Source organism: Kaistella treverensis (assembly GCF_900114045.1).
GTDB classification, from domain to species: Bacteria; Bacteroidota; Bacteroidia; order Flavobacteriales; family Weeksellaceae; genus Kaistella; species Kaistella treverensis.
Genome location: NZ_FORQ01000001.1, coordinates 778,936 through 794,684, shown reverse-complemented (window position 1 = coordinate 794,684; position 15,749 = coordinate 778,936). Strand labels below are relative to the sequence as shown.

15 protein-coding genes are annotated in these 15,749 nt (G+C 39.1%); 10 read left to right on the top strand and 5 right to left on the bottom strand.

Going from position 1 to position 15,749, the window contains the following annotated elements; translation table 11 throughout:
• Positions 1 to 78 precede the first annotated feature (78 nt).
• From dacB to BMZ55_RS03790, 6 genes are all read left to right on the top strand, one after another.
• Positions 79 to 1,524 (top strand): D-alanyl-D-alanine carboxypeptidase/D-alanyl-D-alanine endopeptidase, encoded by a 1,446-nt coding sequence (dacB, locus tag BMZ55_RS03815; protein WP_089818771.1) that lies wholly within the window; start codon positions 79 to 81, stop codon positions 1,522 to 1,524.
• A 73-nt stretch (positions 1,525 to 1,597) separates the two neighbouring features.
• The gene (locus BMZ55_RS03810; protein WP_089818769.1) at positions 1,598 to 3,526 is read left to right on the top strand and encodes a M1 family metallopeptidase; all 1,929 of its coding nucleotides are present in this window, start codon (positions 1,598 to 1,600) and stop codon (positions 3,524 to 3,526) included.
• 183 nt (positions 3,527 to 3,709) lie between these two features.
• Complete coding sequence (locus BMZ55_RS03805; RefSeq protein ID WP_089818767.1) at positions 3,710 to 4,540, top strand: nuclear transport factor 2 family protein; 831 nt, start codon at positions 3,710 to 3,712, stop codon at positions 4,538 to 4,540.
• A 32-nt stretch (positions 4,541 to 4,572) separates the two neighbouring features.
• Positions 4,573 to 5,118: a cupin domain-containing protein gene (locus tag BMZ55_RS03800; RefSeq protein WP_089818765.1), complete on the top strand. Its 546-nt coding sequence runs from the start codon at positions 4,573 to 4,575 to the stop codon at positions 5,116 to 5,118.
• Positions 5,119 to 5,211: 93 nt separating this feature from the next.
• Entirely contained in the window at positions 5,212 to 6,405 is a 1,194-nt protein-coding gene (kbl, locus tag BMZ55_RS03795) for a glycine C-acetyltransferase (protein WP_089818763.1), read from the top strand.
• A gap of 134 nt (positions 6,406 to 6,539) precedes the next feature.
• The gene (locus tag BMZ55_RS03790; RefSeq protein ID WP_089818761.1) at positions 6,540 to 6,968 is read left to right on the top strand and encodes a DUF4268 domain-containing protein; all 429 of its coding nucleotides are present in this window, start codon (positions 6,540 to 6,542) and stop codon (positions 6,966 to 6,968) included.
• A gap of 8 nt (positions 6,969 to 6,976) precedes the next feature.
• Here BMZ55_RS03790 and gldG read toward each other — a convergent pair whose 3' ends face one another.
• From gldG to BMZ55_RS03770, 4 genes are all read right to left on the bottom strand, one after another.
• Positions 6,977 to 8,644, bottom strand: a complete 1,668-nt coding sequence (gene gldG / locus BMZ55_RS03785) for a gliding motility-associated ABC transporter substrate-binding protein GldG (protein ID WP_089818759.1) — start codon at positions 8,642 to 8,644, stop codon at positions 6,977 to 6,979.
• 3 nt (positions 8,645 to 8,647) lie between these two features.
• Positions 8,648 to 9,376 (bottom strand): ABC transporter permease subunit, encoded by a 729-nt coding sequence (locus BMZ55_RS03780; protein WP_089818757.1) that lies wholly within the window; start codon positions 9,374 to 9,376, stop codon positions 8,648 to 8,650.
• Positions 9,377 to 9,393: 17 nt separating this feature from the next.
• A complete protein-coding gene (locus BMZ55_RS03775; protein WP_089818755.1) occupies positions 9,394 to 9,942 on the bottom strand; it encodes a CopD family protein in 549 nt (182 codons plus the stop codon).
• 156 nt (positions 9,943 to 10,098) lie between these two features.
• Complete coding sequence (locus tag BMZ55_RS03770; protein ID WP_089818753.1) at positions 10,099 to 10,929, bottom strand: SAM hydrolase/SAM-dependent halogenase family protein; 831 nt, start codon at positions 10,927 to 10,929, stop codon at positions 10,099 to 10,101.
• A gap of 127 nt (positions 10,930 to 11,056) precedes the next feature.
• On the opposite strand from BMZ55_RS03770, the gene BMZ55_RS03765 reads away from it, so the two are divergent.
• Positions 11,057 to 12,016 (top strand): PhoH family protein, encoded by a 960-nt coding sequence (locus BMZ55_RS03765; protein WP_039344031.1) that lies wholly within the window; start codon positions 11,057 to 11,059, stop codon positions 12,014 to 12,016.
• 223 nt (positions 12,017 to 12,239) lie between these two features.
• Positions 12,240 to 12,731 (top strand): porin family protein, encoded by a 492-nt coding sequence (locus BMZ55_RS03760; protein ID WP_089818751.1) that lies wholly within the window; start codon positions 12,240 to 12,242, stop codon positions 12,729 to 12,731.
• Positions 12,732 to 12,812: 81 nt separating this feature from the next.
• Here BMZ55_RS03760 and ffh read toward each other — a convergent pair whose 3' ends face one another.
• Positions 12,813 to 14,180: a signal recognition particle protein gene (gene ffh, locus BMZ55_RS03755; RefSeq protein ID WP_089818749.1), complete on the bottom strand. Its 1,368-nt coding sequence runs from the start codon at positions 14,178 to 14,180 to the stop codon at positions 12,813 to 12,815.
• A 70-nt stretch (positions 14,181 to 14,250) separates the two neighbouring features.
• Between ffh and BMZ55_RS03750 the strand changes: the two genes are divergently transcribed.
• Both BMZ55_RS03750 and atpB read left to right on the top strand, forming a co-directional pair.
• Positions 14,251 to 14,520, top strand: coding sequence for a hypothetical protein (locus tag BMZ55_RS03750; protein WP_089818747.1), 270 nt, complete (start codon positions 14,251 to 14,253; stop codon positions 14,518 to 14,520).
• Between the two features lie 81 nt (positions 14,521 to 14,601).
• Entirely contained in the window at positions 14,602 to 15,717 is a 1,116-nt protein-coding gene (gene atpB, locus BMZ55_RS03745; RefSeq protein ID WP_089818745.1) for a F0F1 ATP synthase subunit A, read from the top strand.
• The last annotated feature ends 32 nt before the right edge of the window (positions 15,718 to 15,749 follow it).

Genomic DNA, 15,749 nt, shown 5'->3' with positions numbered 1-15,749 from the left:
TTTGAGCGTTCCTAAAATGACTTTTCAAAAGCTGCTTTTGACAAGTCATTAAAACTCGATAATCAAATAATTTTTTAAATGATTAACCTTAAAAAAACGCTGGTTTCATCCGCTCTCGCAATTTCTGCAATTGCTTTCGGACAGGGAACCTTTACTTCTTCCAATTATCCGCAATCTTACGACAACCTAAACGCCAATACGTCCGCTGAAAAACTTTTAACCGCAAAGGAGCTCGTCGATATTAAAATTAATTCGATGATGAATGACCCGGTTTTAAGAAATGCTGACTGGGGTTTTGTTGTCTACGACCCAAAAACAAAAAAAATCGTAAGTTCTTACAACGAAAACGCTTCTTTAATTCCGGCTTCTACCACAAAATTGCTGACCACTGATACCGCTATGGGCTTGCTTGGTGAAAAATTCCGTTGGGTAACACAACTGGAATATTCCGGTACCATCGATGAGGCAGGTGTTCTGGAAGGAAATCTTTACGTGGTTGGCAGTGGTGATCCGTCGCTTGGCACCAATAAAGCCGGCGCTTATTCTTACCGCGAAATCGTTGCCGATTTTATTGGGGCGATGTCTGCAAAAGGAATTAAAAAAGTCAACGGAAATATTATTATCCAGACGGCTTTATTTAAATTAAATAAAACCCAAAATCTCCCGGAAAATATCGTTTGGTTAGAAAACGGCAGCTATTATCTCCCGGTTGGTACCACGAAAGAAATAAATCCGCAAAATGAGCGGCTCATCGCAAAACAGGCAAATCCTTTTGCTGAAAATAAAAACTACTATTACATTTCACCATACATTGGTAAAATGGTGTACGCCGATAAGTTTGATGGCGGTTATTTAACCACAAAGTTACCAGATGCACCCGCATATTTAGCAAATACTTTAAGAACTACAATGCTGAAAAGCGGCATTGGCATCAGCGGAAAAGTCGTTACAAAGATGGCTGATCCGGAACCGGAAAGCAGAAATCTCCTAACCGCATACCAATCTCCAACTTTAGCTGAAATCGTGATGTACACCAATCAGCACAGCGATAATGCTTTGGCAGAAGCAACTTTGCGGATGGTTGGTTTCCAGAAATTCGGTGACCAAACTTTGGAAAGTGGTAGAAATGCCGTGATGACGCATTTAAGAAGTGTTCACTTCGATGTTGAAGGCTTGAATTATTACGACGGAAGCGGGCTTTCCCGCAGTAACGTGGTGACGCCAATTTCACAGGTGAAATTTCTAACCAACTTGATGGGCGAGAAATACTACAGGTCGTATTTCGATTCCTTGCCGATTGCCGGACAAACCGGAACATTGAAAAAAATGTTTTATTCCGTGGGAAATGGGCAAATTTTTGCAAAAACTGGAACTTTAAATAAAGTGAAAACGCTCGCCGGATATATGAAAACCAATTCGGGTAAAACATTGGTTTTCTCATTATTAATTAACAATTATGCAGGTTCGGTGGACCAGGTTAAAACCAAGATGGAACAAATCCTGGAACCGGCTTTAAGTCTGTAAATCAAAAAAATACGTGCAAAAACCTCCCAATAATAATTGGGAGGTTTTTTTTATCTTTATATAAAATACACCGATGAAAAAACTTTATTTTTTTGCGCTCATTTTCATATTTAATTTGAATTTTGCGCAGACAGCAAATTTTGCTTTGCAAAACCTCAGCAAAAATGAAGCTGACCAATATTCGAAGATGATTAATTATAATGTAAATCCAAATACATTAAATTATAATCTCGTATATCAGCGGCTGGAACTCGATTTGGATCCAGCCGTGCGTTATGTAAGCGGAACTGTCACCAGCCATTTTGTTCCGACCGAAAATATTTCCTCTATTTATTTCGATTTTTCCAATACGCTGACGGTTTCGGAAGTGAGATACCACGGCGTAAATCTGAAGTTTACGCAGCTGCCAACCAAAGAAATTAAAGTAGATTTTTTAGCTGCTATTTCGGCTAAAATTTCCGATTCTCTGTCGATAACGTATTCAGGTGTTCCGGATACTTCTGGAAGTGCCGGCGATGCTTTTACCGTTTCACTTCAAAGCGGAACGCCAGTTTTATACACGCTTTCCGAACCTTATGGCGCGCAGGAATGGCTTCCGACAAAGCAAAGCATGAATGACAAGATTGAAAAGGTCGACCTTAAAATCACAACGCCAAATCAGTACAGCGTTGCGTCCAACGGAAAATTATTTTCCGAAAAGCTTACGGGCGGCAAAAAACTCACCTTCTGGCAAACAAATTATCCAATTCCAGCTTACCTTATCGCGCTGGGAATTACCAATTATACCAAGTTTAATGACACGATGGGAAGTCCGCCATTTCCGTTTGTGAATTATGTTTATCCGTCCACAGCCGCGAATTCTACGGCGATGAGCAATATCAACTGGACCAAAGACATGATGAACGTTTATGAAGAATATTTTGGCGCTTATCCGTACCGAAACGAAAAATACGGTCATATGCAGTTCGGTTGGGGCGGCGGAATGGAACACGCAACGATGTCGTCCATGGGATCATTTCAGAAGTCGCTGATTGCGCATGAACTTGCACACCAGTGGTTTGGTGACAAAGTGACGTGTGGCAGGTGGAATGACATTTGGCTCAACGAAGGTTTTGCGACTTTCGGCGCGCAACTCGCTAACGAAAAATTATTGATGACCAGCGACCAGTTCCGAAGTTTTTTAACTTCCGAAATCAATTATATTACTAGCGCTCCCAACGGAAGTGTGTATGTGCCAGAAAGTGATTTGGGCAATGTTAACCGAATTTTCGACAGCCGATTAAGCTATTCCAAAGGAGGTTTTGTGTTGCGGATGTTGAAATGGATTTTAGGTGAAGAAGTTTTCTATCAGGCACTGAAAGATTATCATAGTCAACCCAATTTGGCTTACCATTACGCGGTTACCGAAGATTTTAAAAACTCATTATTAAAATCTACCGGGAAAGATTTCACCGGGTTTTTTCAGGACTGGATTTACGGTGAAGGTTATCCATCCTATCAAATTAAATGGAACCAAACTTCCGATAAAAACCTTCGTTTTAAAATTGGTCAAACGCAAAGTCATTCATCCGTCAGTTTTTTTGAGCTGCCTTTACCTATAAAAATTACCGGCTCTTTGGGCGAAATTTTGGAGGATTCTTTGGACAATCAGTTTAATGATCAAACCTTCAGCATTCCGGTGAATTTCACGGTCGCCTCCGTTCAGTTCAATTCGGAAAAGCAAATTGTGGAAGCTAACTCGACTGTTATTAAAGACGCTTCAATTCTTGCTGCGAGTGATTTTCCTAAAGTAGCAGTAACGATTTACCCAAATCCCGTATCAGAACATCTTTCAGTTGCAGGTGTGAAAGAAGTACAGAAATACGAAATTTATAGTGTGGACGGGCGGTTAATTAAAAGCGGCACATATAACCCCGGAAAATATATTGATGTCAGTTCACTCACGGAAGGAGTCTACTTATTAAATATTGAAAATCAAAATATCAAATTTATTAGGAATTAAATTAAAGTCTTCAGAAATGAAGACTTTTTTTATAGTCAGAAGTGAGGCAAATTCTTGATAAAGGGTGTTTTCGCGGTACTTCACAAAAGTATTTTATTATAATTTTACGTTTGAAAACTGCAAAAATTTTCACGATTTATAAAATTTATTGATGTTGAAATACTAATTAAACATTTTAAAGCCATGGAAAAACTACACAACCTGATCGCTTTTATTTTGATCATTACTTTTAGCACAGCAGCTAATGCACAGAGCGAAATTGAAAATGTAAAAAAACTAAATTCTGCTTTTGATAAGGCCTCGCTAAGCGGAGATTTACAATTTTTTGAGAATACCTTGGCTCCCGATTTTGTTTCTTATCAGCCGGACGGATCCAAAGTTACCCGTGCACAAGTTCTTGAACGTATCAAGATGGAAAAAGAAAAACCATCTTATAAATTACTGAATGTTAGGAGCGAAGATGTAAATGTTAAAATGGATGGTAATCTGGCGTTTGTGACTGGCCTTTGGAATTCTTCAACTTCCGGTCTTGAAGCAGATGCATCACCACATAATGATACTGGATTTTACACCGCAGCATTTGAAAACAGAGACGGCAAATGGATGTTAATTTCAGATCATTCGACCGAAAAAGCTCATACACCCGAAGAATTAATGCCGTCCCTTCAAATAGCTAGTAACGATTTTGAGAAGGCAATAGCGACACAGGATTCCAAGTTATTTGATTCTTTACTGTCCGATGAATTTACCTCGGTTAATGAAAATGGTAAAATGAGGTCTAAAGCAGAAGAAATCGCACAGTTTAAATCTCCCGAATTGAAAATAACTTCCGTAAAATCCGAGGAAAAAAAATTCCGAATTCATCGCAGTACCGCTGTAGAAACGGGAGTCTTTAATGTATCAGGAACATTCAAAGGCAAACCTTTTACTGAAAAAGGACGTTATACCTCTACCTGGTTCTATCATAATGGTAAATGGGTACTCGCAAGTGATCATACAAGTCTTATAAACTAGTGTGGTAAATCCAATCTTAATAAAACTCCAAAATGATACAGTCGCGAAAACAATTTATTAACACAGTATCGTGGGCTTTCGTGGGCTTTTTCGTTCCTGAAAATTTGCAGTCGGCCACCGATCAAAATGAACCGGTAATTGTACATGCAGATGAAGGGGAAACTTATTGGATTGGGCGACGCAATTCTCCATTAACCATAAAAATTTCGCGACAAAAAAATAAAAACAAAGCTGTATCTTTCTGCACCGAGGATATTGCGCCAGGCGAAGGCATTCCGGTTCACAAGCATTTGAATGAGGACGAGTTAATTTTTATACATGCAGGGGAAGGGATTTTGACCGTGGACTATAAAGAAATCCCGGTCAGAAAGGGTACTGTAGCTTTAGTTCCGAAAAATTGCTGGCATAGTATTAATAATACTGGTAGTCAAATCTTCATCATGGCTTTTAGTTACACTCCCGCAGGCTTTGAAGGTTATTTTAGAGAATTTGGATCACCCGCCGGTACACCATGGCAGCCAAAATCTCAGGAACAATATGAAAAAATTAATAAAAAGTGGGGCATCGTGTATAGATAGGTTGAAAAATATTTTGTATATCATAAACAGCCCTCAATTCATATGATTTTGAGGGCATTTTTTTCTTAAATTAGCCCTTGAAAAATTTTAAGTATGATATCTACACAATTTCTGGAAACGCTGCAAAATGAATTGCAAAATATAAAAAAGGACGGCTTGTTTAAAACCGAGCGCATCATCACTTCGCAACAATCTGCGGTAATCGAAGCCAACGGCAAAACTTTGCTGAATTTCTGCGCCAACAATTATCTCGGACTTTCCAACAATAAAGAAGTGATGCAGGCGTCGAAAGATATGGTGGACAGTCACGGTTACGGCATGTCGTCGGTGCGATTTATCTGTGGAACTCAGGATATTCATAAAGAGCTGGAAGCTAAAATTTCTAAATTTTTGGGTCTTGAAGACACCATTTTATACGCGGCGTGTTTTGATGCGAACGGCGGAGTTTTCGAACCGTTATTTACCGAACAAGACGCGATTATTTCTGATGAGCTGAACCACGCTTCGATAATAGATGGTGTGCGTTTATGCAAAGCCGCGCGCTACCGCTACAGAAACAACAATATGGAAGATTTGGAAGCGCAGTTGAAAGCAGCTTCCGAAAAAAATCACCGCTTTAAAATCATCGTTACCGACGGCGTATTTTCGATGGACGGAATTGTAGCCGATTTAAAAGGCGTTTGCGATCTTGCAGACAAATACGGTTGTCTCGTGATGGTTGATGATTCGCATTCCACCGGATTTATAGGTAAAACCGGCCGCGGTACACATGAAGCCAACGACGTGATGGGCAGAGTAGATATCATCACCTCAACTTTAGGAAAAGCTTTGGGTGGTGCTTTGGGCGGATTTACATCCGGAAAAAAAGAAATTATCGATATGTTGCGCCAGCGTTCGCGCCCTTATTTGTTTTCGAACTCATTAGCTCCCGGAATTGTAGGTGCAGCGATTAAAGTTTTGGATATGATTTCCGATGATACTTCGCTTCGCGATAAAGTCATGGAAAATGCGGAATATTTCCGGACTGAAATGAAAGCCAAAGGTTTTGATATTCCGGATGGCGATGCAGCAATTGTTCCCGTAATGCTTTACGACGCGCCTTTAGCACAGAAAATGGCGGAAAAACTAATGGATGAAGGCATTTATGTAATCGGATTTTTCTTTCCGGTTGTGCCTCGCGACAAAGCAAGAATTCGTGTGCAGCTTTCCGCAGCGCATACCAGAGAACAACTGGACAAAGCGATTGCAGCTTTTGAAAAAGTTGGGAAGGAGCTCGAAGTTATTTAGTTTGAATTAAAGTCATAAAATAAAACCTTCATTTTTTGAGGGTTTTTTATGGTTTTTTTTGAAATTTTCTGAAACGGAAAGTTTTTTCAAAGCTGAAAATTTTGACTATGTTAGCGCAATAAAATCAAAATTTAATGTTCAGCAAACACGAAGCACAGCAGCTGCGAAAAGAATTCTGGATTGCTTTTGGCAAAAGTTTTCCAAGAAAATGGATTTTGTATGATACAAAAATCAAGGATTTTTCCTTTAAATTTTATGCAGATAACAAAAAAGCTGAAGTCTCGCTGGATATTGAAATGAAAGATGAACTTTTCCGGAATGCCTATTTCGAAAAATTCTGGTCGTTGGAAGCTTTGCTTGAAGAGCGTTTAGGCGAAGTGCAGAAAGACGAATTTTACACGTTGGAAAACGGCAAAATTATCGCGCGTTTTTGGGTGACCAAAGAAAATGTTTCGATTCTGAATAAAAACACCTGGCAAGCTATTTTCGAATTTTTCGTGGATAAAATGGCAGGTTTTGAAGAAATTTATTACGAATACGAAGATTTCATCAAAGACATTTAAACAGAATTTTATTCAAAAGTTCTTTTTCGCCACCAATAAAAAATTCCGCCTAAAAAGGCAATAATTCCTAAAGGTAAAAGCAAATTCAGCCATTGCCAATAGGATTTTTCTTCATCGATAATATTCCGGTCCAGCAGGCGCGCTTCGATGTCGCGGTTGCGTAATTCCATTAAATTGGCGTCATCAAGCAAAAAATCAAGCGCATTTCGCAAAAACTGCGCATTGCCATAGGTTTGCTTCGTAAGCATATCTTCACCCAGCGGCAAAGGATTTCCTTTGTACATTTGGTTTCGGCCAACGTCGCCGTCAGAAATTACAATCATTTTATTTTCCGGGCTTTCTGACCTAAAATTCGGAAAATTGTTTCGTTCACTTCTCGCGGAATAAGCAGATTTAAATTTACCTTCCAAACTCACCGCAAAAATTTTCGGCGTTGTTGGTCTTTCAAATTCACTTAAAGAATCGGTGCGAACAATTTCACCAAGCGCAACATAATTCGGAACCTGTTTCACCGTAGTGCGTTCGCTGGATTCAAACAGAACATTTGTCTTGATATTTGGTCTTCCAAGCGTATCAATTGCGGTGGGAAATTCAAACTTTACAGGATTGATATTTTTGGTGATCGGATTTTTGGTTTCAGCAATTCCCAAAGCGAAATATGGCCACAAAAAGCTGCTGTATTGCGGATTTCCGGCAACTTCACCGGAAACAATCCGAATCAGCGCCGATTTCTTAAAATCTTTAACCAAAGCAGAATTGATCCGGATTCCGTAATTGAAAAAGAAATCCGTCATATTGATGTCGCTCGGGTATGCCATAATTTTTTTAGCCTGAAAAAGCGTGTCCATTTCAGCATTTACGGCATCAATCATCCAAAGCGTTTTTCCGCCGTTCATGATATATTGGTCTAAAAGCACTTTTTCACCTTCGGTAAAAGCTTTTCGCGGCTTTGCGATAACCAGCGCGTCCATATTTTTCAGCACTGGCAAATCTGCGTAGGTGAGTTCGGTTTTATTTTGTGGAATAATCGGCCCTGCGTTGTAATTTTCCAGCGCAATCTCCATAAAGCCTGAAAATTGGTCTGGCCGCAATTCATCTTGATTTATCAGTACACCAACATTCTTTTTGCTTTCGGTGGTTAAACTTTTAATGGTGGAAATGAAATTATATTCCAGATTTTCCACCGAACGCGTCAGCTGTTCATCAGCATTAATGCCCGATTGTGTGATGATTAGCGGAATAGAAGTGCCGTGCGAATTATATTTCAGCGCAGCGTACGGAAACATCACGATTTCGGAAATTTTCCCATCTTTCATGTCCGGGAGAATAGAAGGCTGCATGCCCATCGCGAGCAAGGTGTCTTTCGACATTTTTGTTTTGATGGGATCGATGAAGCGGAAATCGATTTTCGGATTTATTTTCCGAAACTCTTCGAGCATAAAGCGCGTTTCATTTTGAATCTGGCGAAAACTTGCCGGAAAGTCGCCTTCTAAATAAACGTCGATTTTCAGCGGATTTTTTACCGATTCTAGAACTTTCACCGTGGAATCTGATAAGGTGTATCTTTTTTCCTGCGTAAGATCTATACGTAATCCCAAATAATTGAGCAGAATAAAAACCGGGAGAATAATTACTAACGCTTTATAATATGTATTTTTAGTATCAAAATTCTTCATTGTCTACTTCTTTTTGTTTACAAAATAAACTGCCAATAAAATGCTCAGACTGATTACCAGAAAAAAGTAAGCGACATCTTTAAAATCAATTAATCCTCTCGTGAAAGACAGAAAATGTTTGTAAAAACCGACGTTAGACAGGTAATAATCTGCGGCGCCCAGTAGTTTATAACTCGCCAGCTGTTCAATCCCAAAATAAAGCAGAAAAGACAAAATCACGCCGAGCAAATACGCCATTATCTGGTTCGGAGAAATAGCTGAAGCAAAAGTTCCGACGGAAGCAAACGCGCCAATCAGCAAAATTGTGCCGAAATAGCTGCCAAAAGTTGCGCCCATATCAATATTACCTTCGGTGATACCCAAAACGTACACCGTGTACAGGTAAATGATTGAAGGAATTAAGCATAAAATTCCGAGAACCCAAACTGCGAAAAATTTGCCCAATATAAGGTCAGAAATTTTCAAAGGTTGAGAAAAAAGCCAGCTTAAAGTTCCGGACTGTTCTTCTTCAGCTAAAGTTTTCATCGAAAGTGCCGGAATTATTAATAGCATTAACCACGGAACCAGCACAAAATAACTTTGTAAAGTCGCGGTACCAATATCGAAAATATTGAAATCGTTTTCGAAAAAAAACAGAAATAAAGTGCCGATTAAACTGAACGCCGCGATGATAATCCACGCACTCCAGTTTCCAAAATACGTCCAAAGTTCTTTTTTAAATATTGCAAACATATGCAGTAAGCTTTAGCTTAATTAGATTTTTTTTTGTTTACCAGTTTCACTGTCATCATGATGCTTCCGACCAAAACGACAAAACCGAGAATTAATTGCCACCAATATTCAATCACCATCGATTTTAAAATAACCGTAAAAACCACCAAAAAAAGAATAAATGTCGCTATTTCATTCGCCTGACGAAGCTTTATATTCGCCATCGGGAAATTTTCGCCGTTCAGTGATTTCATTTGTAGCACTTTTTTCCAGCACCAAAAATGATAAGCCGCTAAACCGAGCAAAAAGGTAAGTTTAAGGTGAAACCACGGCGTTTTCATTAAACCGAAATTCAAAAAAATTAATGCAAGTCCCGAAGCCAGCATGATGACACCCGCCGGAACGGTGATGATGTTCCACAAACGCGTCGTCATAAAAACATATTGCTGGCGAAGAATTGCTTTTTTTTGGTTTTCAAATTCGTCGGTGTCCTTATAATATACAAAAAGCCGGACGAGATAAAAAATCCCGGCAAAATAACTCACCATAAAAATGATATGTACAGCTTTGAGTATGGTATATAACATGGAAAAATTTGAGCACAAAGATAATATATATCTGAGGAATAAAGAACTTCCTAATCTTTATTAAAATCGAAAAAATTTGCCTTTATAACGGCAAATTTTTCGGTTTTATATTTATTAAAAAAACAGCCAAACAAGGCGGAATTTTTAGCTGCTATTTTAGTTCTGAAATTCCACAAAGATTTTTTCACCTACCTGAAGACCGAACAAAGTACGGGCGCCATTATCGCGGTTTCCTTTATAGATCGTGAGTTCCAGCAAACCGGCATCATTGAAAACGGCGGCAGCACGACCGTGAAATTCATTTTCTTTGCTCCAGTCGTAGACAATATCGGTATAGCGCGTATGAATTTTCGGCAGTGCGAGATTGCGGAATTTAACCATGAAATTATCATAGCCGACACTGCATTTTTCGAAAAATTTCCGGTTAATGTTTGATACCACATTTCCGAAATTATCCACATACAGAATTTCGCCCACCACAATTCCTTCGCTTTCATTAAAAACTGCGTGAGGAAAAGAAAGCTGTTTCGGGTTTTTAAACTTGCGTCCGATAACTTCCGGCAAACCACCGTTTTGAAGGTGAACTGCAACCGGCGCGAAAATATCGGTAGAGGTGAAGTGAATATCATCTTCGTAGCCGCTGTTAAAGGTTATTTCATACACCGAATCGGGTTTAACATCGTAAAAAATCAAACTTAAAATTCCATTGTCCGCGGCAATGAAATAATGGTCGCCGGATTTGTATAAAATAAACTTGCGTTGCGGCGTATGAAAACTATCCACCGAGATAATATGCACGGTGCCTTTCGGAAAAAAAGGATAAGCGTTCCTTACGATATACGCGGTCTGCAGCAGGTTATAAGCCTGGATTTCATGGGTGATGTCTACAATGTTAACATCTGGTTTCAGAGTTAGGATTTTACCTTTCACCGCGGCCACGCGATGGTCAACCAGTCCATAATCGGAGGTAAAAGTGATAACTGCCATGTATGTTTTTTGGGATTCACAAATTTAGTTTAAATATAATATTTTAGGCACCATTGTGGATAAGTAACAATTTTATTTAAAATAAAAATGATACTTTTATTAAAAATTTATTCAAAATTCTATTTATATGTTTGAACTCAGCTACGAAATTACCGGAGTAGATTCTAAAAATTTTTACGGCGTAAACAACCAATATTTTAATTTGCTGAAATCGCAGTTTCCTACTTTAAAAATTACCGGCCGAGACCACTCAATTTTTGCAAAAGGAAATCAGGCCACGTTGGACATTTTCCGCCTGAAACTCGATGATATCGTCAGCTTTTTGGCTCAAAACCATTCCATGACTTTAAAAGATGTTGAGGGAATTCTGAACTTCAAAGACGAAGAGGAAAAACAGCTGGTATTTGACCAGGATTTTATTGTAAAAGGCGTAAACGGCAAAATAATAAAAGCCAAAACCACCAATCTGAAAAAACTGGTGAAAGTTTCGGAAACCAAAGACATGGTTTTTGCAATCGGGCCCGCAGGAACCGGAAAAACCTACACCAGTGTCGCGCTCGCGGTGAAAGCTTTGCGCGATAAGGAAGTAAAACGAATTATTCTGACTCGTCCGGCGGTAGAAGCTGGTGAAAGTTTGGGTTTCTTGCCAGGCGACCTCAAAGAAAAGCTCGATCCGTATTTACAGCCGCTTTACGATGCGCTGCGTGATATGATACCGCATGAAAAACTGGAAGGTTTTATGGAAAAGCGAGTGATTGAAGTGGCGCCGCTTGCCTTCATGCGTGGCCGAACTTTGGACGAAGCTTTTGTAATCCTGGATGAAGCGCAGAATACCACGCATTCTCAAATGAAAATGTTTTTAACGAGAATGGGAATGAACGCAAAATTCATTATCACCGGCGACCCAAGTCAGGTGGATTTACCGATGCGGCAAAAATCCGGCTTAAAAGAATCCATGAGGATTTTGAAAGATGTGAACGAAATCGGTTTTGTACACTTAACCGAAGAAGATGTGGTGCGTCATCCGGTAGTCCGGAAAATCATTAATGCTTACGGAAAAGAAGAAGCGCGGCAGCGGGAAGAGTAAGATTTTAATTTGAAAATTTGGGAATTTGGGAATTTTGAAAAAAAAGGATAAAAAGCAGCAAATTTTTCCAATTTTCTTTTTCAAAATTTTATCGAATTAAAGTAGAAAATTTCATTTTGAAAAACTGAATTTTTTGCCGTTTTAACACGGAATTTTTTTCGTAATGTTAGTTGGTTTTCGTCCTCAAATTAAAAATGATATTTTTGAGGAAAATTAATTATTTATGAAAAAAGTATTACTTGCTTTTGCCATCATTTTTTGTGGATTGGCGAATGCGCAGGTGAAATTCGGGATTAACGGAGGTTTTTCTTCGGCGACGGTTTCCGATGATTTTGAGGATCTCAGCGCAGGATATTACGCCGGCGTATTTACAGAATTTGGTATTCGTGGTTTTGCGACGATGCAGCCCGCGCTGAATTATGTAAGGTTTAATGACGATTCTTTCGTGCAGATTCCCGTGATGGCGAAATTTTATTTTCTACCAAAAATCAATGTACAGGTAGGGCCGCAGTTTGCCTTTCGTCTCGGTGATGTTCCCGACACGATAAACAAAACAAATTTTGGAGTTGCGTTCGGACTTGGCGCGGATATCATTTCAGGTTTGCTAATTGAAGCGCGTTACTCTTTTCAGCTGAACAACGCATTTAAAAGTCCGGCAAGCGGGCAGAAACTTCATTTCAATCTTTTTAATGTAGGTTTAGGTTTAAGACTTTAATTTAAATATTTAAACAAAGAAATCCCGAATTTAGCAATTCGGGATTTTTATATGTTTTTAGCTCGGAATTTTTTCTGAAAGCTATTTTCCGAAAAGATTTCCACCCATTCCAGGCATTTTCGGCATTCCTTTGCTCATCATTTCCATCATCTGTTTTCCTTGTGGTCCCTGCATCATCTTCATCATTTTGCCCATCTGTTCAAATTGTTTCATCAAAGCATTGACGTCTTCAATTTTTCTTCCCGCGCCTCTCGCAATACGGTTTTTTCTTTGGGTATTGATGATTGACGGTCGGCGTCTTTCTTCCGGTGTCATGGAATGAATAATTGCTTCGATGTGTTTGAATGCATCGTCCTGAATATCAACATCTTTCATCGCTTTTCCAACTCCGGGAATCATTCCCATCAAGTCTTTCATATTACCCATTTTTTTGATCTGATTGATTTGCTTGAGGAAATCATCAAAACCAAATTCATTTTTGGCAATCTTTTTATGAAGTTTTTTTGCTTCTTCTTCGTCGAACTGCTCCTGCGCGCGTTCTACAAGGGAAACCACGTCGCCCATTCCGAGGATTCGGTCTGCCATCCTTTCCGGATAAAACACATCCAGCGCTTCCATTTTTTCGCCGGTAGAAATGAATTTTATTGGCTTTTCTACCACCGAACGGATGGTTAATGCAGCACCACCACGCGTATCACCATCTAACTTGGTGAGGACAACACCATCGAAATTCAAAGCTTCGTTGAAAGCTTTTGCAGTATTCACAGCATCCTGCCCGGTCATGGAATCTACCACAAAAAGCGTTTCATCTGGTTTGATGAAATAATGAACCGATTTAATCTCGTTCATCATTTGCTCATCAATCGCCAAACGACCTGCCGTATCCACGATCACGACATCGTGATTATTTTCTTTGGCAAATTTTACGGCGTTTTCCGCAATTGAAGAGGGATTTAAAGCGCCTTCTTCGGTGTAAACAGGAATTCCAACCTGCGATCCTAAGACTTTCAGCTGCTCAATCGCGGCCGGGCGATAAACATCACACGCTACCAAAAGCGGCTTTTTATTGCGTTTTTGTTTCAGATAATTTGCCAGTTTCCCGGAAAAAGTGGTCTTACCGGAACCTTGTAAACCGGCGATCAAAATGACGCTGGGTTTTCCGGAAAGATTGATGCCTTCCTGTGTGGAACCCATCAGTTCCACCAATTCGGTATGAACGATTTTGGTCATCAACTGTCCCGGCGTTAAACTGGTCAAAACATTTTGACCCAAAGCTTGGTCCTGAACTCTTTTCGTCAGGTCTTTAGCAACTTTGTAGTTAACATCGGCATCTACAAGCGCGCGACGAATTTCCTTTACCGTTTCGGCAACGTTAATTTCGGTGATTTTTCCGCGCCCGGAAATATTATGAAGCGCTTTATCTAATTTATCCTGTAAACTGTTGAACATAATTTATCTTTAAGAATTGCAAAAATAAGGATTTTCGTTCAATTATGGTAAAGTTGCTTATTTTTGGACCATGAATATTACGGAATTTATATTTTTAATTATTTCTGCTGCGATTCTTAATGTCGCGGTTTTCTTTCTGTTCAAAAAATTCATTTTCCGCATGGAAAATCCTGCGATGAAATTTTTGGGACTTAATATTATCAAAGATTTGATTTGGGTGGTTTTTTGGCTGAGCAGACTGCAAAATACTACGGAGAGTTTTTTGGCGGTAATCGGGGTGTTTTTGGTGATGTCTATTTTCCTTTATTTTAAAGTAATACAGATGCTGAACAGGTCATAATTTTTTCCTGATAAAAATCAATTTTTAGTATTGGTAGGTTTTAATTAATTCAATATATTTGCAAACCGATAAATTTGACTTATGAACAAGAGAATTTCTTCTTTATTTTTGGTTTTATTTCTAACGCTTTCAGGTGTTTCTACTTTTGCACAGCAGCCGGCAGAAGCACACGGAGCGGAAACTTTGGAACAGAAAATTCAGGAAGATAATAAGGAATTCAATGCCAAAGATATGATCATGAGCCATATTAGCGATGCTAATGAATGGCACCTGTGGACGTTGAATGAAGGAACGCCGGACGAAAAACACGTTTCTATTCCGCTACCGGTAATCATTAAAGATAAAAACGGTATTCACACTTTTATGTCAAGCGCTATTGCACACGGTCATGAGCACGACGGTTACACTTTGGATCACGGAATTGTAAAATCTACCCAAGGTTTAGAGCAAGCTAAATTATTTTCGGTTTTAAGCGGAAAACATACTTCAGAAAATGCTTTTTACGATTTTTCAATTACAAAAAACGTAGCAGCGATTTTTATTTCAGTTCTTTTCATGTTGTTGATTTTTGTCGGAATGGCGAGAGGTTATGCTAAATCTTTGGTGCCGAGTGGTGCTGGTAGATTTATGGAGCCTTTAATTATTTTCATCCGTGATGAAGTTGCAATCCCAAACATCGGTGCTAAAAAATACAAGAAATACATGCCTTATTTATTGACGGTATTTTTCTTTATCTGGATTAACAACATGTTTGGTTTGATTCCGTTTGCACCGTTTGGCTATAACTTAACCGGAAATATTGCAACCACAGCCGTTTTAGCAATCATCACGCTTTTAATTACTATTTTCAGCGCGAACAAAGATTACTGGAAGCACATTTTTATGCCGCCAGTTCCGTTATTGCTGTATCCGATTATGGTTCCGATTGAAATCATCGGAGTTTTCACAAAACCATTTGCCTTGATGATGCGTCTCTTTGCGAACATTACTGCGGGTCACATTATGATTTTGGCGATTATGTCTTTGATCTTTATTTTTAAAACGCCGTTGTTAGGTTTTGCTTCCGTTCCACTGGGATTGTTTATTTCTATTCTGGAATTGTTGGTAGCAGCTTTACAGGCATATATTTTTACGGTTCTTTCGGCATTATTTATCGGAATTGCCGTGCAGGAGCACGAGCACGAAGGAGCACATTAATTTTAGAAACATTTTTTTAACCTATATATATT